The 21,239-nt window shown below is 34.8% G+C and carries 12 protein-coding genes; 8 read left to right on the top strand and 4 right to left on the bottom strand.

Annotated features, from left to right (window positions below; translation table 11 throughout):
- The first annotated feature begins 55 nt into the window (after positions 1 to 55).
- From ACP6PL_RS17980 to ACP6PL_RS17960, 5 genes are all read left to right on the top strand, one after another.
- Positions 56 to 2,329, top strand: a complete 2,274-nt coding sequence (locus ACP6PL_RS17980) for an ATP-binding protein (RefSeq protein ID WP_426546640.1) — start codon at positions 56 to 58, stop codon at positions 2,327 to 2,329.
- A 249-nt stretch (positions 2,330 to 2,578) separates the two neighbouring features.
- Positions 2,579 to 3,532, top strand: a complete 954-nt coding sequence (locus ACP6PL_RS17975; protein ID WP_426546639.1) for a substrate-binding domain-containing protein — start codon at positions 2,579 to 2,581, stop codon at positions 3,530 to 3,532.
- Positions 3,529 to 5,763 (top strand): ATP-binding protein, encoded by a 2,235-nt coding sequence (locus tag ACP6PL_RS17970; protein WP_426546638.1) that lies wholly within the window; start codon positions 3,529 to 3,531, stop codon positions 5,761 to 5,763. Before ACP6PL_RS17975 ends, ACP6PL_RS17970 begins: the two co-directional genes overlap by 4 nt.
- A gap of 24 nt (positions 5,764 to 5,787) precedes the next feature.
- A complete protein-coding gene (locus ACP6PL_RS17965) occupies positions 5,788 to 7,080 on the top strand; it encodes a sensor histidine kinase (protein WP_426546637.1) in 1,293 nt (430 codons plus the stop codon).
- Between the two features lie 2,527 nt (positions 7,081 to 9,607).
- Complete coding sequence (locus ACP6PL_RS17960) at positions 9,608 to 10,348, top strand: phycocyanobilin:ferredoxin oxidoreductase (protein WP_426546635.1); 741 nt, start codon at positions 9,608 to 9,610, stop codon at positions 10,346 to 10,348.
- Positions 10,349 to 11,289: 941 nt separating this feature from the next.
- Here the strand turns inward: ACP6PL_RS17960 and ACP6PL_RS17955 are convergent.
- Positions 11,290 to 12,195 carry a hypothetical protein gene (locus ACP6PL_RS17955; RefSeq protein ID WP_426546634.1) on the bottom strand — a complete coding sequence of 302 codons (906 nt, stop codon included), beginning with the start codon at positions 12,193 to 12,195 and terminating at the stop codon, positions 11,290 to 11,292.
- A 653-nt stretch (positions 12,196 to 12,848) separates the two neighbouring features.
- Between ACP6PL_RS17955 and ACP6PL_RS17950 the strand changes: the two genes are divergently transcribed.
- Complete coding sequence (locus tag ACP6PL_RS17950; RefSeq protein WP_426546633.1) at positions 12,849 to 14,918, top strand: DNA polymerase III subunit gamma/tau; 2,070 nt, start codon at positions 12,849 to 12,851, stop codon at positions 14,916 to 14,918.
- Positions 14,919 to 14,942: 24 nt separating this feature from the next.
- On the opposite strand, the gene ACP6PL_RS17945 is transcribed toward ACP6PL_RS17950, so the two are convergent.
- The 3 genes from ACP6PL_RS17945 to ACP6PL_RS17935 all read right to left on the bottom strand — a co-directional run bounded on the left by ACP6PL_RS17945 (position 14,943) and on the right by ACP6PL_RS17935 (position 18,121).
- Entirely contained in the window at positions 14,943 to 15,581 is a 639-nt protein-coding gene (locus ACP6PL_RS17945) for a Uma2 family endonuclease (RefSeq protein WP_426546632.1), read from the bottom strand.
- A gap of 78 nt (positions 15,582 to 15,659) precedes the next feature.
- Positions 15,660 to 16,094 (bottom strand): beta-carboxysome assembly chaperone CcmS, encoded by a 435-nt coding sequence (gene ccmS, locus ACP6PL_RS17940; RefSeq protein ID WP_426546631.1) that lies wholly within the window; start codon positions 16,092 to 16,094, stop codon positions 15,660 to 15,662.
- 236 nt (positions 16,095 to 16,330) lie between these two features.
- On the bottom strand, positions 16,331 to 18,121 hold the full coding sequence (locus ACP6PL_RS17935; RefSeq protein WP_426546630.1) for an ABC transporter ATP-binding protein: 1,791 nt from the start codon (positions 18,119 to 18,121) through the stop codon (positions 16,331 to 16,333).
- Positions 18,122 to 19,133: 1,012 nt separating this feature from the next.
- On the opposite strand from ACP6PL_RS17935, the gene ACP6PL_RS17930 reads away from it, so the two are divergent.
- Positions 19,134 to 19,721: a hypothetical protein gene (locus ACP6PL_RS17930; RefSeq protein WP_426546629.1), complete on the top strand. Its 588-nt coding sequence runs from the start codon at positions 19,134 to 19,136 to the stop codon at positions 19,719 to 19,721.
- Positions 19,722 to 19,866: 145 nt separating this feature from the next.
- Positions 19,867 to 21,087, top strand: coding sequence for a potassium/proton antiporter (locus ACP6PL_RS17925; protein WP_426546641.1), 1,221 nt, complete (start codon positions 19,867 to 19,869; stop codon positions 21,085 to 21,087).
- The last annotated feature ends 152 nt before the right edge of the window (positions 21,088 to 21,239 follow it).

The raw sequence follows: 21,239 nt of genomic DNA, 5'->3' as shown, positions 1-21,239 counted from the left end.
TTTTAACCAGAGGTAATTATCAATTATCCATTATCCATTATCAATTAATGAATTTATGTCTATCCGAAATAAAATTATTTATGGTTCTTTGATTCCCTTATGTGTAGCATTAATGGGAGCATCATTAGGCTTTATAATTGGCAAGCATTATGAAGACAAGGCAAAACGTGAACAAGAGATAGCTTCTCGCGAAAGTAGACTACTGAGTGCTTTACAACTTGATGTACTCTACAACCGCCCTGCTAAACAACTTGCTCCTTACCTTCAAGATCCTCAAGGCTTTCGTAGAGAAACTGACGCATTCCTTAAACGACTACAAAATATTAAAAAGTTGCTAACTCAACATAATAATTCTGGAAATCCAGCTACTATAAAAAAATTGCAAACTTTCCTAGAAGACTATGAAGTAACTGTTGAGGAGTTTTTGCAGCGTACGTTCTCTTTTCAGAAAGCAGTACAACCCCTTACGCAAAATCCTCAAGGAGCACAAAAAGCCCAAGAACTACTGATCGATTTCGTGAAAAGTCCAGAATTTGTTGCGTTTATTGAAGCACCCGATCCCATGAGGGAGTTTTATAACAAAGCAATCCAAACAGAAGTAAATGCCGAGCAAGCCTTAACTAATGCCATGCTTCTACAAACTCAAATTATTATTGGGAGTTTTGCTTTTTCCGGAATCTTAGCCCTTATTGTAGTTTTGTATACTAGCAATGCGATTGCTAAACCTATTCAAAACATCACGAATTTTGCTCAATTAGTTACTTGTGATTCTAACTTCGAGTTACAAGCACCTGTTAAAACCAAGGATGAAGTAGGTTTATTAGCAAAATCTCTCAATCAACTTATACAGCGCGTCAAAGAGTTGATGGCAGAAGAGAAAATTTACAGAATTCAACTGGAAAAAGCCACAGCAATTGCTAACTCAGCCAACCAAGCTAAGAGCGAATTTCTTGCTAATATGAGCCATGAATTACGAACTCCCCTCAACGGTATACTAGGCTACGCTCAAATCCTGCAACATTCTCAAAACATTAGTGAGAAGGAACGCAATGGTATTGGTGTCATTAAACAGTGTGGCTCTCACTTGCTGAACTTAATCAATGACGTTCTCGATCTATCCAAAATTGAAGCTCGCAAGCTGGATCTATTCCTCAGCGATTTCCATTTTCCCTTGTTTCTCCAAGGGGTTGTGGAAATCTGTAGTATCCGCGCTCAAGAAAAAGCTATAGATTTTTACTACACTCGTGATGAGAATTTACCCATAGGTATTCGTGCTGATGAAAAGCGACTACAGCAAGTATTGATAAATCTTCTGGGCAATGCGGTTAAGTTTACTGATGCTGGTAGTGTCACATTCACTGTGACAGCACAAAAACTCAAACAAGACTCTACCCAATATCGCCTGCACTTTGAAGTTAAAGATACAGGAGTAGGTATGACTCCAGAGCAACAGGCGAATATTTTCTTGCCATTTGAGCAAGTAGGCGCTCGCAAAAAACAGTTAGAAGGTACAGGGTTAGGGTTAGCTATTAGCCAAAAAATTGTTAAACTCATGGGCACTCAACTCAAAGTTAACAGTGAAGTAGATAAGGGCAGTACCTTCTGGTTCGAGCTGGAAGTCTCTGAAGCTAAAGAATGGGCAAAAACTTCTAGAACTCTTAATCAGAGAAATATCTTGGGTTATCAAGGTAAAAAACGTCGTGTGTTAGTAGTAGATGACAGTTGGGAAAATCGGTCAGTGGTAATGAATTTCCTAGGAATGCTAGGTTTTGAAATAACTGAAGCGGAAAATGGAAAAGACGCTTGGGAGAAAGTGATAGCATCACCACCAGATGTAGTCATTACAGACATGATGATGCCGATAATGAATGGTTATGAATTGCTAGAGCACCTCCGCAGCTCGGCAAGCTTGAAAGATGTGGTGGTGATAGCTTCTTCTGCTAGTGTATTTGAGAGGGACCAAAAAGATGCTATTAATACAGGAGCAGATGTGTTTCTGCCCAAACCTATACAAACTGACCAATTACTAAAAATCTTGGAGGAATATCTGAACTTAGAGTGGGTTTATGAAGAACAGGCAAAGGTATCAGTTGAAGTAGCTGAGGTTGTTGAGACTGATACAGTTATTCCTCCTAGTCAAGAATTATTGCAACAATTACTTACCTTGCTTGAGGATGGTGATATTCAAAGCGTGATAGAAACTGTCGAGGAGATTCAAAAATCACAAGCAATTTCTACTGCTTTTACTCAAGAGATTTTGCAGTTGGCGAACAGTTTCCAACTTAAACGGTTGCAAACTTTCATCAAAGACTATCTTGATTCAAATTAAAATTCTTTTGAATTGACATAGGTAATTGTTATTTCAGTCATTATATTAAATCCTGATAACTACTTACCGTAAAGTCATTGCTACTGGAACAGAGTGGAAGTAAGCAATCATAAACTTTTGAGAATACTTCCCTTTGGTCACAATTGATTTCTATATGCTGGCTTACTTAAATAAAGAATAGCATATAATATATTAAAAGTATCTTATTAAAAAGACTTAGTTTCTATAATTATCAAAGAGGTTATATAGATGAAGTTTATTTTGTGGCCAAACAATGGCTTTCTCAAATATTCCCTGATATTTAGCTTAATGTTATCTATCAGCACGATCGCTATTAGTTGTACTTCAACTTCTTCTAACGAATCTTCTCAAGGTGAAAAAATTTCTTCTCCTAACCCTCCTATTAGTAAGCCTTTACAAGTAGCGGTGCTTCCTTGGCAAACTCCCGAAGAGCAGCAAGACAAATTACAACCTTTAGCGGAATATCTAGAAACAATTCTCAAACGTCCAGTTAATTTCCAAATTACGCAAAATTACTCAGAAGCAGTCGATTTGATTGTTAAAGAAGAGGTAGATATGGCATATTTAGCCGCTCTTACCTATATTAAAGCTAACGAACGCAACCCCAATATCAAACCGTTAGTTATACCTATAGATAAAGTGAGTGGCAGACCTTGGTATACCAGTGTAATAGTTGCCAATACTGCCAAAAATATCGAAACGCTGCAAGATTTAAAAGGTAAACGTTTTGCTTTTGTTAGTCCATCTTCCACTTCTGGGTTTCTTATACCCATGAATAGCTTCCAAGATGCGGGTATCGATCCGACAAGAGATTTTTATAAAATTCGTTACTCTGGCAGTCACGATAAGGCTACACAAGACTTAGCGGATGGTGTGGTAGATGCGATCGCTGACGATAAGGCATCTTTCCTACGGAGTCAAAAATCAGGAAAACTAGACCCTAATTATCAAGTTATCTGGGAATCAAACCCCATACCTGCACCTCCCATAGTTATTAATACCAAGAAGTTCGGACTAGAAGTTATCAAGCAACTGCAAGAAGCCTTGATTGATGCCCCAGTAGGTGTTGTAGATGTAAGTGGCACTGAATCTGCTGGTTATACCTTGGCTAAAGATGCAGACTTTGAGGAAATACGACAAATCTACACCCGTCTGAAGTCTACAAAAGTAGCTGAAAAATGAAAATTCTGACTAAATTTATCGCTTCTACAGCAATTTCTGTCGGATTAGTAGCTGCTTTACTCGGAGGTAGTAACCTCTTGATTAGGCGGATAGAAAAATCCATAGAACAAACCCGGAATGATACCAATCAAGCAGTTCGTAGAAGTCAAGAACTTAAGCTTTCTCTAGAAAAACAAACTGCTGCAATGAAAGGCTATCTTTTACTAGATCGGAGTGCTGTTCATCTTAACAAGTATCAGCAAAATATGTCAAAATTTTTGAGCAGTTTGCAAGAGATTCAACAGCTAACACCAGAATCTCAAAAACCAGAATTGATAGGGCGTCGTCATCAATTTCTTGTCCGCTTAGTGAATAATATTGTACAAGATAAAAATTATTCTACTTCTCGGATCAAGCAAGATTTCAAAGCTATCAACTCATTCGAGGATGATATTCTCTTTTTTCTTAATTCCTTGGTGGAGGAAGTACGGCAAAAAGATGCTGTTAGCCAAGAAGTTGCAATGAGATTTAAGGGAAATGCAACTATTGTCACCTACTGTTTAATTGGGGTAGTGTTGCTGATTTTCATTGGTCAGTTTTCCCTAACACTCTTACCAGTAATTCGCTCAATTGAAACTCTGCAAATTGGTGCAACAAAATTAGGTATGGGGGATTTAAGTTATCGTTTGCAGATTCATACTGGTGACGAAATTGAGCAATTAGGCCAAGAATTTAATCAAATGGCAGTTAAATTAGCTGAATCTTACAGTTCATTGGAACAAAAACGACAAGCTGCTGATGCTGCCAATCAGGCGAAAAGTGAATTTTTAGCCAATATGAGCCACGAACTGCGTACCCCCCTCAACGGAATTCTGGGTTATGCTGAGATCCTCAATCGTTCGCAAACCTGGGGAGAAAAAGAAAAAAAAGGAATTAAGATTATTCACCAGTGTGGTTCCCATTTACTCACGCTGATTAATGATGTTCTGGATATCTCCAAAATTGAAGCCCGCAAACTAGAATTGCAACCCGAAACGATTCATCTACCATCTTTTCTCCAAGGAATTGGCGAAATTATTCGCATTCGGACGGAAACAAAAGGTGTTGATTTTGTTTACCTACCAGATCCTAATTTACCGGAAGGTATTTTAACTGATCCTAAAAGATTGCGCCAGGTACTGATTAATTTATTAGGAAATGCTGCTAAATTTACTCAAAAGGGAAAGGTGACATTAAAAGTAGAGGTAATTGATTCGGTGGTAGTACAACAAAAAACTGAACACCAAACACCTGAAGATAATATAAGGCTCCGTTTCCAGATTAACGATACAGGAATTGGTATGAGTCGAGATTCTTTAGAAAAAATTTTCCAGCCATTTGAACAAGTTGGTGAGGGAAAACGACACGCGGAAGGTACTGGCTTAGGACTTGCGATTACTCATAATATTGTCAGTCTGATGGGTAGCAAGGTTCAAGTTACAAGTGACTTAGGAGTGGGTAGTAGTTTTAGCTTTGAAGTCAATTTTCCTCTAGCGCAAGAGTGGCAAGATAGAGTTATGCCTAATACCGAAAATGAATTAATTGGTTATGAAGGAGAGTCACAAACTGTGTTAGTAGTTGATGATAAGTGGGAGAACCGCTCGGTAATTCTCAGCTTACTGGAACCGCTCAAATTTAATGTGATTGAAGCAGAAAATGGGGAAGATGGCTTAAATAAGGCTAATCAGCTACAGCCAAACTTAATTATTACCGATTTAATGATGCCAGTGATGGATGGATATGCCTTTATGGAACAAATCAGAGAATCGGAAATACTTAAGGGAACTCCAGTTATTGTTTCTTCTGCATCTATTTCTTCAATGGATCAAAAGCAAAGTTTAGATACTGGTGCTGATGCTTTCCTGGAGAAACCTGTAGCAGCAGATGAATTATTTAAGCTACTGAAACAACATTTACAGATTACCTGGAAATATCAATCAATTGAATCACTACATCAGCAAAATACTAGCAAGACAGAAACTACTAAGCCAGATATGTTATTACCTCCACTCGCAGAGTTGAAAAAGTTGTTTCAGCTTGCTCAACAAGGTAGATTAAAAAAGTTAGTAGGAGCAGCTCAAACCTTAGAACAAGAAAATCAAGATTATGCTGACTTTGTTGAATATATTGTTCAGGAGGCTAAAGAGTTTGAAATTAAAAAAATTACAATCTTTATCCAAGAATCTCTAGAAAAATCAAATAATAACAAATAATAATAATATTTAAAAATATAAATTATGGACAATTCAGATTTAATTTTAGTAGTAGATGATACTCCTGCCAACTTAGCAGTTGTTTCAGAAGCTTTAAATGATGCTGACTTTGAAGTAGCGATCGCCACAGATGGTGAATTAGCTATTAGTCAAGCAGAATTAAGTTTACCCAGTTTGATTCTCCTTGATGTTATGATGCCTGGTATTGATGGTTTTGAAACTTGTCGCCGTCTCAAAGCTTCTAAGATAACTCAAAATATACCCATAATTTTTATGACTGCTCTTAGCGATTCTACTGATAAAGTCAAGGGACTTAGTTTAGGAGCAGTTGATTATGTAACTAAACCATTTCAAGAAGCAGAATTAATTGCCCGCGTGAAAACACAGTTAAAATTATACCATCTCACAGAACAGTTAGAACTTCAAGTAGCCGAACGTACAGGAGAACTAAAAAAAGCTTTGCAGCAGGTGCAGCAGTCTCAAGTTCAATTAGTGCAATCGGAAAAAATGGCAGCTTTAGGACAGTTAATTGCAGGAGTTGCCCATGAAATTAATAACCCTGTTAACTTTATCTATGCAAATCTCAATTACATGGAGGAATATACGCAAATATTCTTAGATTTTCTGGAACTCTATCAAAAAAATTATCCTCATCCTGTTGATGAGATTCAAGAGCAAGCTGAAGATGTTGATCTACAATTTGTGCAGTCAGACGTAATTAAAACTATCGCTTCTATGAAAGTAGGTACTGAACGTATCCGAGAAATAGTATTGTCGCTGCGAAATTTTTCTCGTATAGATGAAGCTGAATTCAAACCGGTTGATATTCATGAAGGTATTGAAAGTACTCTAATGATTTTGCAACATCGCTTCAAAGCTCAACCTAAACGCCCAGAGATTCAAATAATCCGAGAGTATGACAAACTACCTCCTGTAGAATGCTACTCTGGCCAACTCAACCAAGTATTTATGAATATTCTGGCCAATGCTATTGATGGTTTAGAAGAAGTTAATGCCAAACTTACATATCAACAAATCAAGGATAACCCAAATCAGATCGTAATTCGTACATCTGTAATTGATTCAAAATCTGTAGAAATTGTGATTGAAGATAATGGTTCTGGAATACCAGAACATATTAGAAAGCATATTTTTGACCCGTTTTTTACAACAAAACCTGTAGGTAAAGGAACAGGTATAGGTCTTTCTATCAGCTATCAAATTGTTGTAGAAAAACATCAGGGTCAACTAAAATGTTTTTCAGAAGTCGGAGAGGGAACAAAGTTTGTGATTCAAATCCCAATCCATCAGTCATAGAAAGTTAAAAGTTAAAAGTCAAAAGTAAGAAAAAAACGCAGGATTTCAGAAAGTAAAATGCTCAAACTTAGTCAGAGATTACTTTTTAATTTTGAATGCATAACTTTTAATTTGCCTGTAACGCTATATATTCGGATTCTATAGACTTCTTGTCAAATTTTTAATTAAATTAATTAAAGAAATAAAATTAACAATTTTGACCGAATAATTAATAATTATTAATTAAATAATTCAGCTTTATTATTCTCATATTTCAAGGTCAAAAAAGTGCTAGGATATTTCCTTATATTCAATTCCCTTAAGATTTTAATTATAGGTAATTATCAATTATCAATTATCCATTATCCATTATCCATTATCCATTATTAATTATCAGTTGGCTCATCAACATCAAAAAACAACACCTAAGATTTACTCACTGAGTGACTTCCTTACATTTTTGGATTATATCTGGAGATGTACTAAGCCATTAACCTTAGTTACGTTGCTCCCTTTCTACCACTTAAAGAAGTATCAGTTTTCTATCTAGGTGTTGCTTTTGAGTATTTAACGAGACAGATTTTATTGGATTTAACAGATTTGTAACCTCCTGAGTTGCTAAAATTATTTCCTCTATTTTACTAAATTTGAAATGGAGTGAAACTCAAACATGAACTTGAGATTTTTTACTCCCAATACTATTCAAACTTGAGAAAATATTAGCCCCTAACAAAGGAGTTGGTGTTATTTGAATCAGACAGATAACTAGACTTAGCAGTTTTGTTTTTTCCTCCTTATTTGTATATTAATGGCTTAACCAATAATCAAAGGTTGATAAAAACTTTTTTCTTTCTCAAGAAATACTTGTGCTTTTAGCACCCTTGTTGGAGTTCTACCTTCTTGCTAAGAAGATGAGGTTATGAATATTTGAAGCTTTACTGCTTCAATTACTAATTTAACATCTTTCCTAATTATTACAAGCAAACTTTACTAAACTTTACTTTTCAATTATTGACATAAAAAATTTGATTATTTTCAATTTAATTCCACAATAATATTGTTGTTATTCAGCAGTTTTTTTCATAGAACAACACCCATCTATACTCACTAAATGACTTCCTCTTTTCCTCTTCAGGTCTTGGAATTATACAGTGTTAAATTTACTGTAGTATTCCTGATATTCTTAGTAAGAAGTATTCGCTTTTTAGATGGGTGTTATTCTGGTTTCGTATTGAGACAGACTTAAAATGGAACAGCTTTTTTTACCTCCTTAGCTGAGTGATTTCCTCTATATGATTAAAGGTGAAATAGAGTTAAACTCTTTCAAAAATTTGAGTTCATTGCTCCCCTAAAACAATTTGAGGAAATATCAACCACTGTCGGTTGCTGTTGGTGTCTGAACAGACAGATGATCAATGGATTAAACAGTTTGTTTGTTACCTCCTTAGTTATCATTTCAACTCTTGTGCATCTGTCAAAGAAGTTTATTTACTTCTTTATATTTTTAATTTAGCACTATTCATCAACTATGCAAGTTAATTTAACGAAAGTTCACTTAATAAGTATTCAAGACTTTTGATATTGTAAATATAGGTTAAATTTTAGTTGCATTTACTATATAATAAAAACTTGACTGAAAGTATGATTAGGAGATAATTTAGTATTTAGGAAAATATAAAATAGGCAATGTTAAGAATTGAAAAAAATATAAATTAAACAACCGTTATATGTTAAAGGGCGATCGCAATATTCTTTATACAGTAAGCAACTTCTCGTTATTATCAATGTTCATTTACTAGACATAGGCATGCAAATAAACAAGCCTTTGATTTAACCATTGCAGTTAACAGCAATAGAGTGGTCAAATTTACCTCCACTATAGCGCTAGGCGCAAGTCATAAGTCACTAGGGGTGATTTCCGTTTCTCGCACTCCGCATTCATGTCGGCGACAGCCGAAACGTTAATCACCCATACAGAAGTCATCAGTAATCCCTGAATGAATGTTGAGCATTTATAGAACCCCTAAACGTATCTCCAGAAAAGAGGAAATAGGGAATAGATATATAGAATATAGATATGGAGGGAGTAGGGGAAAAGAATTATAGCGGTTTTCACATAAGGTAGACTACAAAATTTTTTCCTTCTCTCCTAGATAACTAAAGCCTTCTCTCCTAGATAACTAAAGCCTTCTTCCTTTAAACCCAAATCTCTGTACTCTATATTAATGAAAACTGCTATAATTTATGGCTCTTGATTTCTACCTTTCCCGGTATTCCCCATACTTGATACTTGTTCGATATCAAAGCTAAAAAACCTATCTTTGTAAGCTTCCCCCTCTTTTTCACACTTATGTCCACTGGATATAAATCATCAATTACCTTGAACTTGTGGTTTTTTTATTTTGACTTTTGGCTTGCAAATTTGAACTTGAACAATTTGAGACACAATTGTGGGATTCTAATAATATATAAACTACTAATTAGCTAATTATCTAAAATCTAAAAAAGTCAATATAACAAGACCCCAATTAACTGGCCTATAACGAGAATGTTAAAAACATCAATTCCATCTATACGAGAACAACAAAATCCCTTAGTATGCCAACTAGCAGACACCATAGAAGCAGTTTGGCAACGCTACTTAGACCTAGAACCATATTACCTACCTGCAGAGCTAGGTTATGTAGAAGGCCGTCTGGAAGGGGAAAAACTAACAATTGAAAACAAATGCTATCAAACTCCCCAGTTCCGCAAGTTACATATAGAACTAGCAACAATAGGCAAAAACCTAGATATATTACACTGTGTCATGTTTCCCAGAACAAGTTACGCCCTACCTATGTTTGGTACAGATTTAGTAGGAGCAAGGGGCCAAATAAGTGCAGCAGTAGTCGATTTATCACCCTTAAGCCAAGATAGAAGACTACCAGAAGTCTATAACTATCAACTTCAAACTTTACCAACAAAAGAATTTTCTCATCCTCGGGAACTCCCAGAATGGGGCGAAATATTTTCGGAATTTTGTCTATTTATACGTCCAACTGGTTTAGAGGAAGAACAAAAATTTATATCGATAGTGGAATCTTACCTAGAAATACATTGCCAACAAGCGATTGCCCAAAAACCAGTTACTCCAGAAAAACAACTTGAGATCTTAAAAGCTCAACACCATTACTCTAACCAACAGAGACAAAATGACAAAACTCGTCGAGTTTTGGAAAAAGCTTTTGGGCGAGAATGGACAGATTATTATTTAACCACTGTATTATTTGACAGCCCAGATTATTGATTAGAGAGAAAATTAGGAATAGTTGTTTTTGAGTTGTTATCAAATCTCTAAATTTGATATTCTCCCGTGCTATGTCCAAGACAGCGCGGGATACCTAAACCTCACGATGCGCGGTTTATATTTTAATCATGTACCGACGAAATTTATTCTCAATGTTGATGTGTTGTTTGTCGGGAGCTATTGGATGTGGATAAATTACAATAAGTTGACCCAGCAGATTTTTTTTTAAAGTATTGAGTATGAAGAGTAAAATTATTCCCAATCTTTAAATTTTAACTGTTCTTATTCCATTTGGATAAATATTTGCTACAAATTTCTGTTTAAAATTATTTATAAGCACTAGGATTAGGAGAAATAGTAGATTACAACCCTAATAATTTATCTGCGACGCAAAACCAAAGAGTGAGGATGGCTCATGCTTTAGTCAGTAAACCTAAGTTCTACAGTTTTACGGAAGTTAAAAGTTAAAAGTAAGAGTTTATCAGTTCATAACTTTGAAGCGCTCAGTCATTTCAGCAAATTATTTGTCATATCTTTAAAAGTGAATTGGTATTAGTATTAGCAGATGAACCCACCGCAACTTTAGGTAGTAAATATGCTATAAATATAGTTGAAATTATGCAATATTTAGCTAGAAAAGAGAACACAACTATATTATTTGTCAACTACAATTATCCCATTTTAGATGTTGCTTCCGGATAGTTCAGATAGAAGATTACCGTCTATTATCTCAGGTATATTTAAAAACAATTAAATAAATTAACCGAAAAAATTAAATACCAGCAAGGAAATTAATACTGCTATATAGAAAAGAGGTAAATATTTTTGACTAGAATAATTTTACTTTTCACAAAAAGCATCCTTAATAAATTTCCCAACAGCTAAAAATATCGGGTATTACCACACTATTTATTTATAGAGATATTTTCTTCCTTATTTAATTATTTCTGAATTTTTGTGGTGCCTTTAGTTAAACCCTTTGTTTTGCTTTTTGTAGATTGTTTTGTTGCCCTTTGTTTTGTTGCGCCTTGTTTTGTTGCTCCTTTAGTAATATTCTTTTTACCTGTAGGTGGCTTTGGTGGTGGTGGAGTCGCACTTTTAGCTGTAGGTCTGTTAGTACGAAATAAAACCCCATCATGAGATTGTTCTAATACCAACAGAGGTGTTGGTTTAGCTTTTTGATCCCAATCAATATGTACAATTCGACCTTGAATTGTAGGAGTCCAATTATCATGGTCATCACTAGGACTAAGATAGGTTTCTAAACAATCAATTATTTGAATAATAGTTTGAGAAGTTGCCTGAGTTGGTAATTTTGTCAGTTTGATTGATACCCGAAATAATACTCTTTTTTTCAGGTCTTTACCCACTTCTCCGGTCTCATATTCCACCTCAAACATCGAATCAACTTGTCGCCCACTTGGATTTATTTTTTCTCCTGGTACTACTGGAGCAGGGCGTAGTGCAACACTAATTTGTTGTTTAACTTTTACCTTAATTTGGTTAACAATAGCAAAGTGGAAAACTTCTTCTGCCATCCGCATTCTTAAGTAGTCTAAGTTGAAATCTCGTGAATGGATTAGGTCAGGATTTTTTTCCATTTTTGATATAGTCCCTAGAGCTAATTTATACTTTTGTTGGAGATCTTTATTTCTAAATTCTTCCACACTAAGTTTCTTATTAAATTGCTTCATTTTTGCTTGGTGAAATATACCCAAAATAATTAGCAATATTAACAGTAATCCAGATGCACCCATCCAAATATATTCTCCTTTTGGCAAATTTGGTTGTGGTGCTCGGGAGGCTTGGGCTAACTTTGGTTCCACGACAATAATTGGTGTTAACATAGGCTCTACAGAGAATTTAACAATGAATTGACAGAGATTTTAAGATGAAAATCAGGGAGTTGTTTTCAGCGGAAATACTTGATAGTTATACTTGTAGGTAGTTGAGGCTATTGATTGGCCTAAAAATTATAGGTTGTTGAAAATAACCACAGCTATAGGTACAATATACACTCTTCAATCAATTGACTTGATGGCCTCTAAGGTATAAAATGATTGTGTAATCTCGAATAAGTCCTGTAGTCTCATCAAAATTAATCCCCTGAAAATTGTGATTAGAATTTAGAATTGAGAATTCAGAATTTAGAAGAATTTAGTTGTACTTAGAGACTGTTTGTAAAAGGAATATTAAATCCAGGGTTCGGGTGGGTTAAGAGGCAGAAATATCCCTATCATTAGTTGATAATTAATAACTATCCTATAAACGAGACCTCCATTGATTTAACTGTAAAAAATTACCTAAGATATTTTGAATCTTTGAGCTAGTATCTTATAATTTTTGGATATACTGCTTAATATAAGTTCAAGAAAAGATACTAATTGTAAAATATATCTTGAAATTATAAAAGTATTTATACTGAATAAAATCCAGTAAAGTTGTATTGATTATCACTTGCAGCTCAACTAAATATCCGAAATAATTCCCATTCCTAATTGTGGCCTACGAACCTCTCCATCATAAATATCGTCCTCAAACCTTCTCAGATTTAGTGGGTCAAGACGCGATCGCCCAAACTCTGACTAATGCCATTGATACTCAACGGATTGCCCCAGCATATTTATTCACAGGACCAAGAGGTACAGGGAAAACCTCCAGCGCTCGAATTTTTGCTAAATCTCTCAATTGTCTTGATAATGACCACCCGACACCTACTCCCTGTGGCACTTGTGATGTTTGTGTAGGAATTACAAAAGGGTCAACTCTGGACGTGATAGAAATTGATGCTGCCAGCAACACTGGTGTGGACAACATTAGGGAATTAATTGAAAGAGCGCAATTTGCTCCGGTGCAGTGTCGCTATAAAGTATATGTGATAGATGAAGTCCATATGTTGTCTGTGTCCGCTTTTAATGCTCTGCTGAAAACTTTGGAGGAACCACCAGACCGAGTGGTTTTTATCCTGGCAACTACAGACCCCCAGAGGGTTTTAGCAACTATTATTTCTCGTTGCCAACGTTTTGACTTTCGCAGAATTCCTCTGGAGGCAATGGTGAAGCACTTACATCATATTGCTACCACCGAAAAAATTGATATTACAACTGAAGCAATACAGATGGTAGCTCAAATTGCTCAGGGTGGGTTACGAGATGCAGAGAGTTTGCTAGATCAGTTGAGTTTGTTGGCGGGTGAAATTTCTGTTGAACGAGTTTGGGATCTGGTGGGGGCGGTTCCGGAACGAGATTTAATCATACTCCTAGAAGCGATCGCCTCTGATAATTCGACGAAAGTATTGGAATGTACTCGTCAAATTATGGATCGGGGTAGGGAACCAATTATTGTATTGCAAAATTTGGCAGCATTTTACCGAGATTTATTAATAGCAAAAACTGCACCGACAAGTGGAAATTTAGTGGCGTTGACAAAACCTACTTGGGAACAGCTTTGTAAATTTTCTCAACAGTGGGAAATTAGCACTATTTTAGCTGGTCAAAAACATTTACAAACATCAGAAGTGCAGATTAAAAATACTACTCAACCTCGTTTATGGTTGGAGGTAACTTTATTAGGATTATTGCCTTCTGCATTGGTAACTTCAAGAGTAACAGTTGAACATTTACCTCAACAACAAACAAGTAGAGAAACAAGTAAAAATATTCCGGTTAAAACTACTCCAAAAACTCCACCTCAAGCAAAATCAAAACCACCTGTTTCTCAACCTCCTGAAAGAAAAATATCGGAAGCAAAAGAAATTCCTGCTGCATCGAAAAGTGATGAAAAACCTGCGTCTCCAGGTAATGCTGAGACAGAATTTTCTCCCTCAGAATCCTTTGAAACTGTTAATTTTGAGGGTAAAGAATCAAAGTTAAATGAAATTTGGCAACAAGTACTTGCTGAAGTTAAACCAAGTACCCAAGCATTATTACGCCAACAAGTTATATTATTAGGGTTCAATAATCAAGTAGCGCGGATTGGTATCAGTTCTGAAAAATTGCAGAAAATGGTAATGTCTAAAGTTGCTAATATTGAAGCTGCGTTTAAGAAAGTTTTTAATGCTTCGGTAAAAGTTAAAGTAGAGGTGATAAATTCTCAACAAAAAAATCATAATCTTAGTGAAAATATTTATCCTAATAATAGTCAAAGAGAAAGCAAAACAGTAAACAATGAGCGAGAGCAAGAAACCTCTGATTCCGATGATGAAGTCACAGAAGATGATCCAGAAAAATCCTTACCATCTAATCCAATAAATTCCCATAGAGAAAACCAAATTATCCCAGAGGTTTCTGTGTTTAAACCAGAGTTAAATGATTTGGTAAAACGGGGAAACCCTGAAAGAGAAAGACAGACTGTGGCGATCGCTACTCGTCGTATAGTTAATTTTTTTCAGGGAGAAATAGTAGATATAGAATTAATTAAATCAGCAGATAAAACTGATTTATCTGCAATATCTGAGTCTTCTGATTTATCTATTGATTATCAAATTGTTGAGTCTGAAAATAGTAATGTTGGTATAGATGAACCAGAAGAAAATGAACAGATTGAGTTGGATGATGATGTTGATTTTTAACCTAATTTTCTATATACTTTTATCCTAACTCATTTTCTTTCTAAATTCTCTTAGCATTTTACTGCTGCCAATTGTGAATGCCTGCTCAACTAAACTAGGAATTAACTCTAAAATAGGTAAATTAGGAAAAGTAGGACTGATAGATGATTCTACATACAATCCATCAGTAAAAACCTTAATCGTGAATTTTTCTTCAGTGTAGATCCATAATTCGGGAACTTCTAAAGCTTCATAAATACCAAGAGTAGTTTTGGAAGTTACATCTACCTCAATAGTTAAATCAGGCGGTGGATCTACTGTCAAATCTACCGTCATTCGAGGGCGTATTTTTTGAGCATTTTGGATATAAAAACAGGTATCAGATTCTAGACAAACTTTTTTGGCTCTGTTGTTAAAGGTTGTCGAACCGAACTCTTCCCAATCTCGCTCTTGACTATCTAGCAATATTTTCACAATATCACTAATAATTCGATGTGGACGTTCGTGAGCGGGGAAAGGAGACATGATGCTTAAAGTTCCTTTAATGTAAGCAATTCGTGTCTTTATTTTTTGAGCTTCTTTTTCCTCCATAAATTCTTCAAACTGTTCCCAGGTTAAGTCATTCAGAGTAATTAGACTACCTGGGTTAAGCTGAATTTTGTTAATAGGAATAGTGAGTGTCATTTCAGTTATCAGTATCTTTGGCTGAAGTCAGAGGCTTGAAATATTAAAGTGTCAGCTAAGTATAGCATTCTTTTTTTTTCAAATTGGTATAATAAACTCGCTCAATCTTGTTTCTAATATTTCCAATAAACCATCAACATTCTGACCTAATTCTTCAAAACAATTAGGTGGAGATATTTCTGGTTGAAAATAAACTAATTTAATTTGACCATCACCAATAGCAATCATTAATACTTCTAATTCTGGTTTATAACCGTCTATTAAACCTAAAATTTCCTGGATTTTACCATCAACATTGCGGTTTAATGTTTCTATAGCTGCTTTTGAACAATATACAAATTTTGGTTTTCCTTTTAAATCAATTCCTATTGTTTCATTAGTTTCTCCCTTTTCCAAATGTAAACCCCATCCTAAAGCAGCTAATTCTTTTTGATTAGCTTTTACAAATTTATCTAATTTGTGTTGCCAATTATTTTGATTTTGCTTTGGTGGATTATTATTAAATTCCATCATAATTTATATTTAAAGTTAAAGAGTATTTAATCTCAAACTGTAATCAAAAATTAAGTATGAAATGCTATACCTATTTAGATACTGTTTGTAGTTGCGCTTTAGTGCGAAGAAAAATCTGTTTAGTTACAAGTAGGGGTGAATGGCTTATACCAATTCACTTTAAAGATGTCGCAAATAGTTTCGAGTCTATAAAATCTTACTTTTGACTTTTGACTTTTGACTTCCGCGTAGCGGCACTAACTAACTAATCTTAAACCAGATTGTACCCGCCATAAACTACCATAAATTCCTGATTTTTCTAATAATTCCTCATGGCGACCAAACTCTACTATTTTGCCATGTTCCATTACATAAATACAATCAGCATTTCTGATAGTTGAAAGACGATGAGCAATAGCAATAGTTGTTCGATTTTGAGTTATTTTTTCTAAAGATTTTTGAATAGCTGCTTCAGTTTCATTATCCACTGCTGAAGTTGCCTCATCAAGTATCAGAATAGGAGGATTTTTTAGCACTGCCCTAGCAATAGCAATTCGTTGTCTTTGACCTCCTGATAATTTCTGCCCTCTTTCCCCGACAATAGTATCGTAACCTTGGGGTAATTTATTAATAAAATCATCTGCTTCAGCAATTTTAGCTGCTGCAATAATCTCTGGCAAAGTTGCATCGAAAGAGCCATAACTAATATTTTCTGCCACAGTTCCATGAAATAGAAATACATCCTGACTTACTAAACCTATTGCTCGTCGTAAATCTTGTAAATTAATCTGATTTATCTCTATTCCATCGAGAGTTATTTTGCCTGACTGAGCTTCATAAAACCTCAGTAATAATTTGACTATTGTACTTTTTCCTGAACCTGTTGACCCGACAATTCCAATAGTTTTTCCTGCTGGAATTTTCAGGGAAATATTTTCCACCACTGGAAAATTTTCCTGATAGGCAAAAGTAACATTTTCTAACTCTAATTCTCCCTTAACCGACTCAACAGATAAAGGTTTATCTCCTGGATGAATAGTAATCGGAGTATCCAATAAATTCATCACGCGATTAGTAGAAGCCATACTTCTTTGATATAAATCAAGAGTTTGTCCTAAACGAGTTAAAGGCCATAATAATCGTTGAGTTAAAAATACCATTACACTATAAGTACCTACGGCTAATCTACCAGCAACTGCTTCTAATCCACCTAATAATAAAGTTGCCACAAAACCTATAAAAATTATAATTCTAATCAGAGGTACAAAAGCAGCAGAATAAGTTATAGCTCTTCTATTACTGGTTTTATAAGCTTCACTTTCTTTGGTAATTCTTCCTACTTCATAATTTTCGGCTGTGAAGCTTTTAATTGTAGTAATTCCTGAGAGATTATTAGATAATTGCCCACTTAATAAACTTACTGTTTCTCGAACTTCAGCATAACGAGGAGCCAGAAATTTTTGAAACCAAATTGAACCGCAAATAATAAACGGCATTGGCAATACTGCCCACCAAGCAACACTAGGAGCTAAAACAAAAAAAGCACCACCAATAATTATGACTGTTACTGTTACTTGAATTATTTCATTTGCCCCTACATCCAAGAATCTTTCTAGCTGATTAATATCATCATTTAAAATTGCCATTAAATTTCCTGTACTGCGTTCTTCAAAATAGGCTAATTCTAAATCTTGTAAATGACCATAAGTTTCAATGCGTAGATCGTGTTGAATATTCTGAGCTAAATTTCGCCAAAGTCGTTCATAAGCATATTGAAAAATTGATTCTAATCCCCAAACAATTAAACTCAGAAATGTCAAAGCTAAAAGTTGCCCAAAAATATCTTTAATTCCCCATTGAGCAATTAAAGAATCTTCTTGTTTGACAACAACATCTACTGCTGCACCAATTAAAACTGGAGGTGCTAGGTCAAAAATTTTATTTAAAATTGAACAGATAACCGCTTGACAAATTTGAGTTTTATAACTACTTCCATAATTAAGCAGGCGAAGAAAAGGATGTTTTGGTTTAAATATTTTTTTTGACAATGTAATCCCCTGATAAAATTTTTACGAAAATATTCTAAATGTAATAAACACTCAGTTATTATAGCAATCCTAAATAGGTTTTCAATAATTAATAATTAATAATTAATAATTACCTCTTCTGTAATAGAAGGATTGGCTAAAAGGATTTTTTTTTCTTCTCTTAGTAGAGAAGAAGCTTTATAAGTGTATAAGCAAAATTAATTACACATTCTATTAACTCTCTGTTCCCTGTTCCCTTTTTCAAGTAGGAAATCTATTTTGCACAACTACTTACCAAAAAATGAGGTCTAAATCTTCCCCTTTTAAGGGAAAAAGCAGTCGTTTAGCGTTCCGCACAACTTCGTTAACGGCTCAGAGCCGACATGAATGCGGAGCATTCCGTTAGAATGGAATGGCGAGAAAACCTCGCCATATCCAATCACCAAGAGAAATATTTAACTCAGTATTTCAAGCCTCCGACTTTAGTCGGAGGTTCACTGATAACTGATAACTGATAACTGAAATTACCTTGATTTTTAGGTAATATTTTATGGTAGGGATTTGGTATCCAAACCCAAGCTAAAATGGGATTTGGATACCAAATCCCTACAGTTTTTTTTCACAAATTATTTAGAATTGATATAACATAGTTGGTAGTAATTATAATAGATATCCCAAAATAATCAGCATATCTCAATCGTGAAAAATTCTCAAATCTAGAAAAATCATGAAACTATTAGTAAGCATTTCCTGCGGAATGCGGAGCTAACAGCAATAAGACTCTGGTCTTAAGACTATCCATTACCCAAATCTTTCTTAAGATAAAACAAATAAGTTATTTGTTTGCCATTAAATAGATTTTTGCCTTCTTCCTTCTTCCTTCTTCCTTCTTATTTACAAATAAGTTATGTTTTTGCCATTAAATAGATTTTTGCCTTCTTCTTCCTACTTCTTTCTTACTTCCTTCTTCCTTCTTCCTTCTTACTTCTTCTTTAGTAATTGGAACTCTAATTTATCTAATTTTAGCCAGAGTATGACTACTATACAAGCCCAAGGTCTTCTGGATAACCGTCCCGACTTTTTTGACAAAGGACGACTCCAAATGGAGCAAGAAATCAAACAACTAGAACAACAAAATCCCCAACCGATATTAACAATTGAATCAGGGCAAATACAGTGGCAAAATATTATTTTTAAAGAAGGTGGTTTCTCAATTTGGATGCCTGCTGGAACCATGACTGAAGAAACAGAAATTATTGAAACTGAGAAGGGAAAAATTAAATTTAAAGTATTTGCCACTCATCCAGCATCAGCAAGATTTGTAGTTGCTTATTCTGATATTTTAACCAGTCAACAATTAGCTAATAAACAAAATATATTGCCCAACTTTCAAAAGAGAATTGTTGATGTAACAGGTTTTGAATTAAGTAGCGATCGCTCCTACAATTTAGGAGATATTCCAGGTAGAGAATTTATCTTAAAAAATGATAATGAAACTATTACATTTAGAATTTATTTAGTAGGTCAACGCTTGCATCTTATCGGTGCGAGTGAAACAGCAAAAAATAATCAAATAGCTGGAGCAGTAGTAACTTTTCTAGATTCATTTAAGCTAAATTAAAATTATTGTCATTTTTGATTCTAGCAAACATTTTTTCCAACTTCCTAGTGTATATCTTTTCCTCAAATATTTAATTTTCTGTTCTCAACTCAAAAAGCACCATTTTCATGTAAGTTAAAAGACAAAAATATACCTTTTTAAGTTGATGATTCCAGTAGAACAATTATTTATAGGTGCAGGGGTGCTTTTACTAGCTGGTATTATTGCCAGTAAAGCAGCTAATAAGTTAGGAGTCCCAGCTCTACTATTATTCCTTTTAGTGGGAATGTTAGCAGGTTCAGAAGGCATTGGTGGTATTGAATTTGATAATCCAATGCAAGCAAGATTGATAGGAGATTTAGCACTCACTTTAATACTATTTGCTGGAGGACTTGATACAAATTGGACTAAAATTAGACCAGTTCTCTGGAAAGGTTTAACCCTTTCAACTGTTGGCGTAGGGATTACTGCTCTACTTTTAGGCTCATTCGCCTGGTTTATGCTTGAGTCTTTTACCAACTTCAATATAGGGCCAGAAGGTATTACTTGGTCAGAGGGACTATTGTTAGGAGCAATTATCTCCTCGACTGATGCTGCAGCAGTTTTTTCTGTACTCAAAACTAGCAATTTAGGACTCAAGGGAGACCTACAACCATTACTAGAACTAGAATCAGGGAGTAATGATCCAATGGCAGTTTTGTTAACTATTCAAATAGTCGAAATTTTATCCACTGGTGATACTTCCATCATTAAACTATTGACTTCACTATTATTACAAATAGGAGTTGGTGGAGCATTTGGTTATGGTATGGGGCGTGCGATAGTATGGGTGGTAAATCATTTGCGCTTAAGTTCCCAAGGTCTCTACCCAGTTGCAACTCTAGCAATGGCAATGCTGACATATGGGATTACAGATTTATTTGGTGGTAATGGTTTCCTAGCAGTTTATATTGCCGGAGTTGTGATGGGAAATTTCCGCTTTATTTACTCAGAAACTATTCGTAGTTTTCACGATGGTTTATCTTGGTTAATGCAAATTGTTATCTTCCTAACTTTAGGATTATTAGTATTTCCTTCCCGTCTTTTACCTGTAGCTAGTGTTGCTATTGTAATTGCGATATTTCTCATATTTATTGCTCGTCCTGTTAGTGTATTTATTTCTTTCGCTTTTAGTCGTTATCGTTTACGAGAAAAATTATTTATTTCGTGGGTAGGTTTGCGGGGTTCTGTTCCAATTGTTCTGGCAACATTTCCAATAACTGCTGGTATTTCAGATGCAGATAATATTTTTAATGTTGTCTTCTTTATTGTCCTAACTTCAGTGTTACTTCAAGGTCTGACTTTAGCCCCTGCTGCTCGATGGTTAGGTTTAGCAGAATCAAATTAGATTCCCAAATACATTATTCATTAATGGATAATGGATAATGGATAATGGATAATGGATAATTACCTCTGATTAAAACCATTATTGATTGAATATGAGTAAATATTATTTCTTTTCTCTTGGTCGATTGGATATGGCGTTTAGCGTTCCGCACA

Origin of the sequence: Dapis purpurea BLCC-M126, assembly GCF_050015975.1 — a bacterium.
Classification (GTDB): domain Bacteria; phylum Cyanobacteriota; class Cyanobacteriia; order Cyanobacteriales; family Microcoleaceae; genus Trichodesmium.
The sequence above is the reverse complement of the archived record's forward strand: the minus strand, read 5'-3'. Positions and strand labels throughout refer to the sequence as shown.

Coding starts and splice junctions, on each gene's coding strand:
- ACP6PL_RS17945 (WP_426546632.1), bottom strand. CDS start 15,581: ATGACACTCACTATTCCTATTAACAAAATTCAGCTTAACCCAGGTAGT.
- ccmS (WP_426546631.1), bottom strand. CDS start 16,094: ATGATGGAATTTAATAATAATCCACCAAAGCAAAATCAAAATAATTGG.
- ACP6PL_RS17925 (WP_426546641.1), top strand. CDS start 19,867: ATGATTCCAGTAGAACAATTATTTATAGGTGCAGGGGTGCTTTTACTA.
- ACP6PL_RS17955 (WP_426546634.1), bottom strand. CDS start 12,195: ATGTTAACACCAATTATTGTCGTGGAACCAAAGTTAGCCCAAGCCTCC.
- ACP6PL_RS17980 (WP_426546640.1), top strand. CDS start 56: ATGTCTATCCGAAATAAAATTATTTATGGTTCTTTGATTCCCTTATGT.
- ACP6PL_RS17970 (WP_426546638.1), top strand. CDS start 3,529: ATGAAAATTCTGACTAAATTTATCGCTTCTACAGCAATTTCTGTCGGA.
- ACP6PL_RS17965 (WP_426546637.1), top strand. CDS start 5,788: ATGGACAATTCAGATTTAATTTTAGTAGTAGATGATACTCCTGCCAAC.
- ACP6PL_RS17930 (WP_426546629.1), top strand. CDS start 19,134: ATGACTACTATACAAGCCCAAGGTCTTCTGGATAACCGTCCCGACTTT.
- ACP6PL_RS17960 (WP_426546635.1), top strand. CDS start 9,608: ATGTTAAAAACATCAATTCCATCTATACGAGAACAACAAAATCCCTTA.
- ACP6PL_RS17975 (WP_426546639.1), top strand. CDS start 2,579: ATGAAGTTTATTTTGTGGCCAAACAATGGCTTTCTCAAATATTCCCTG.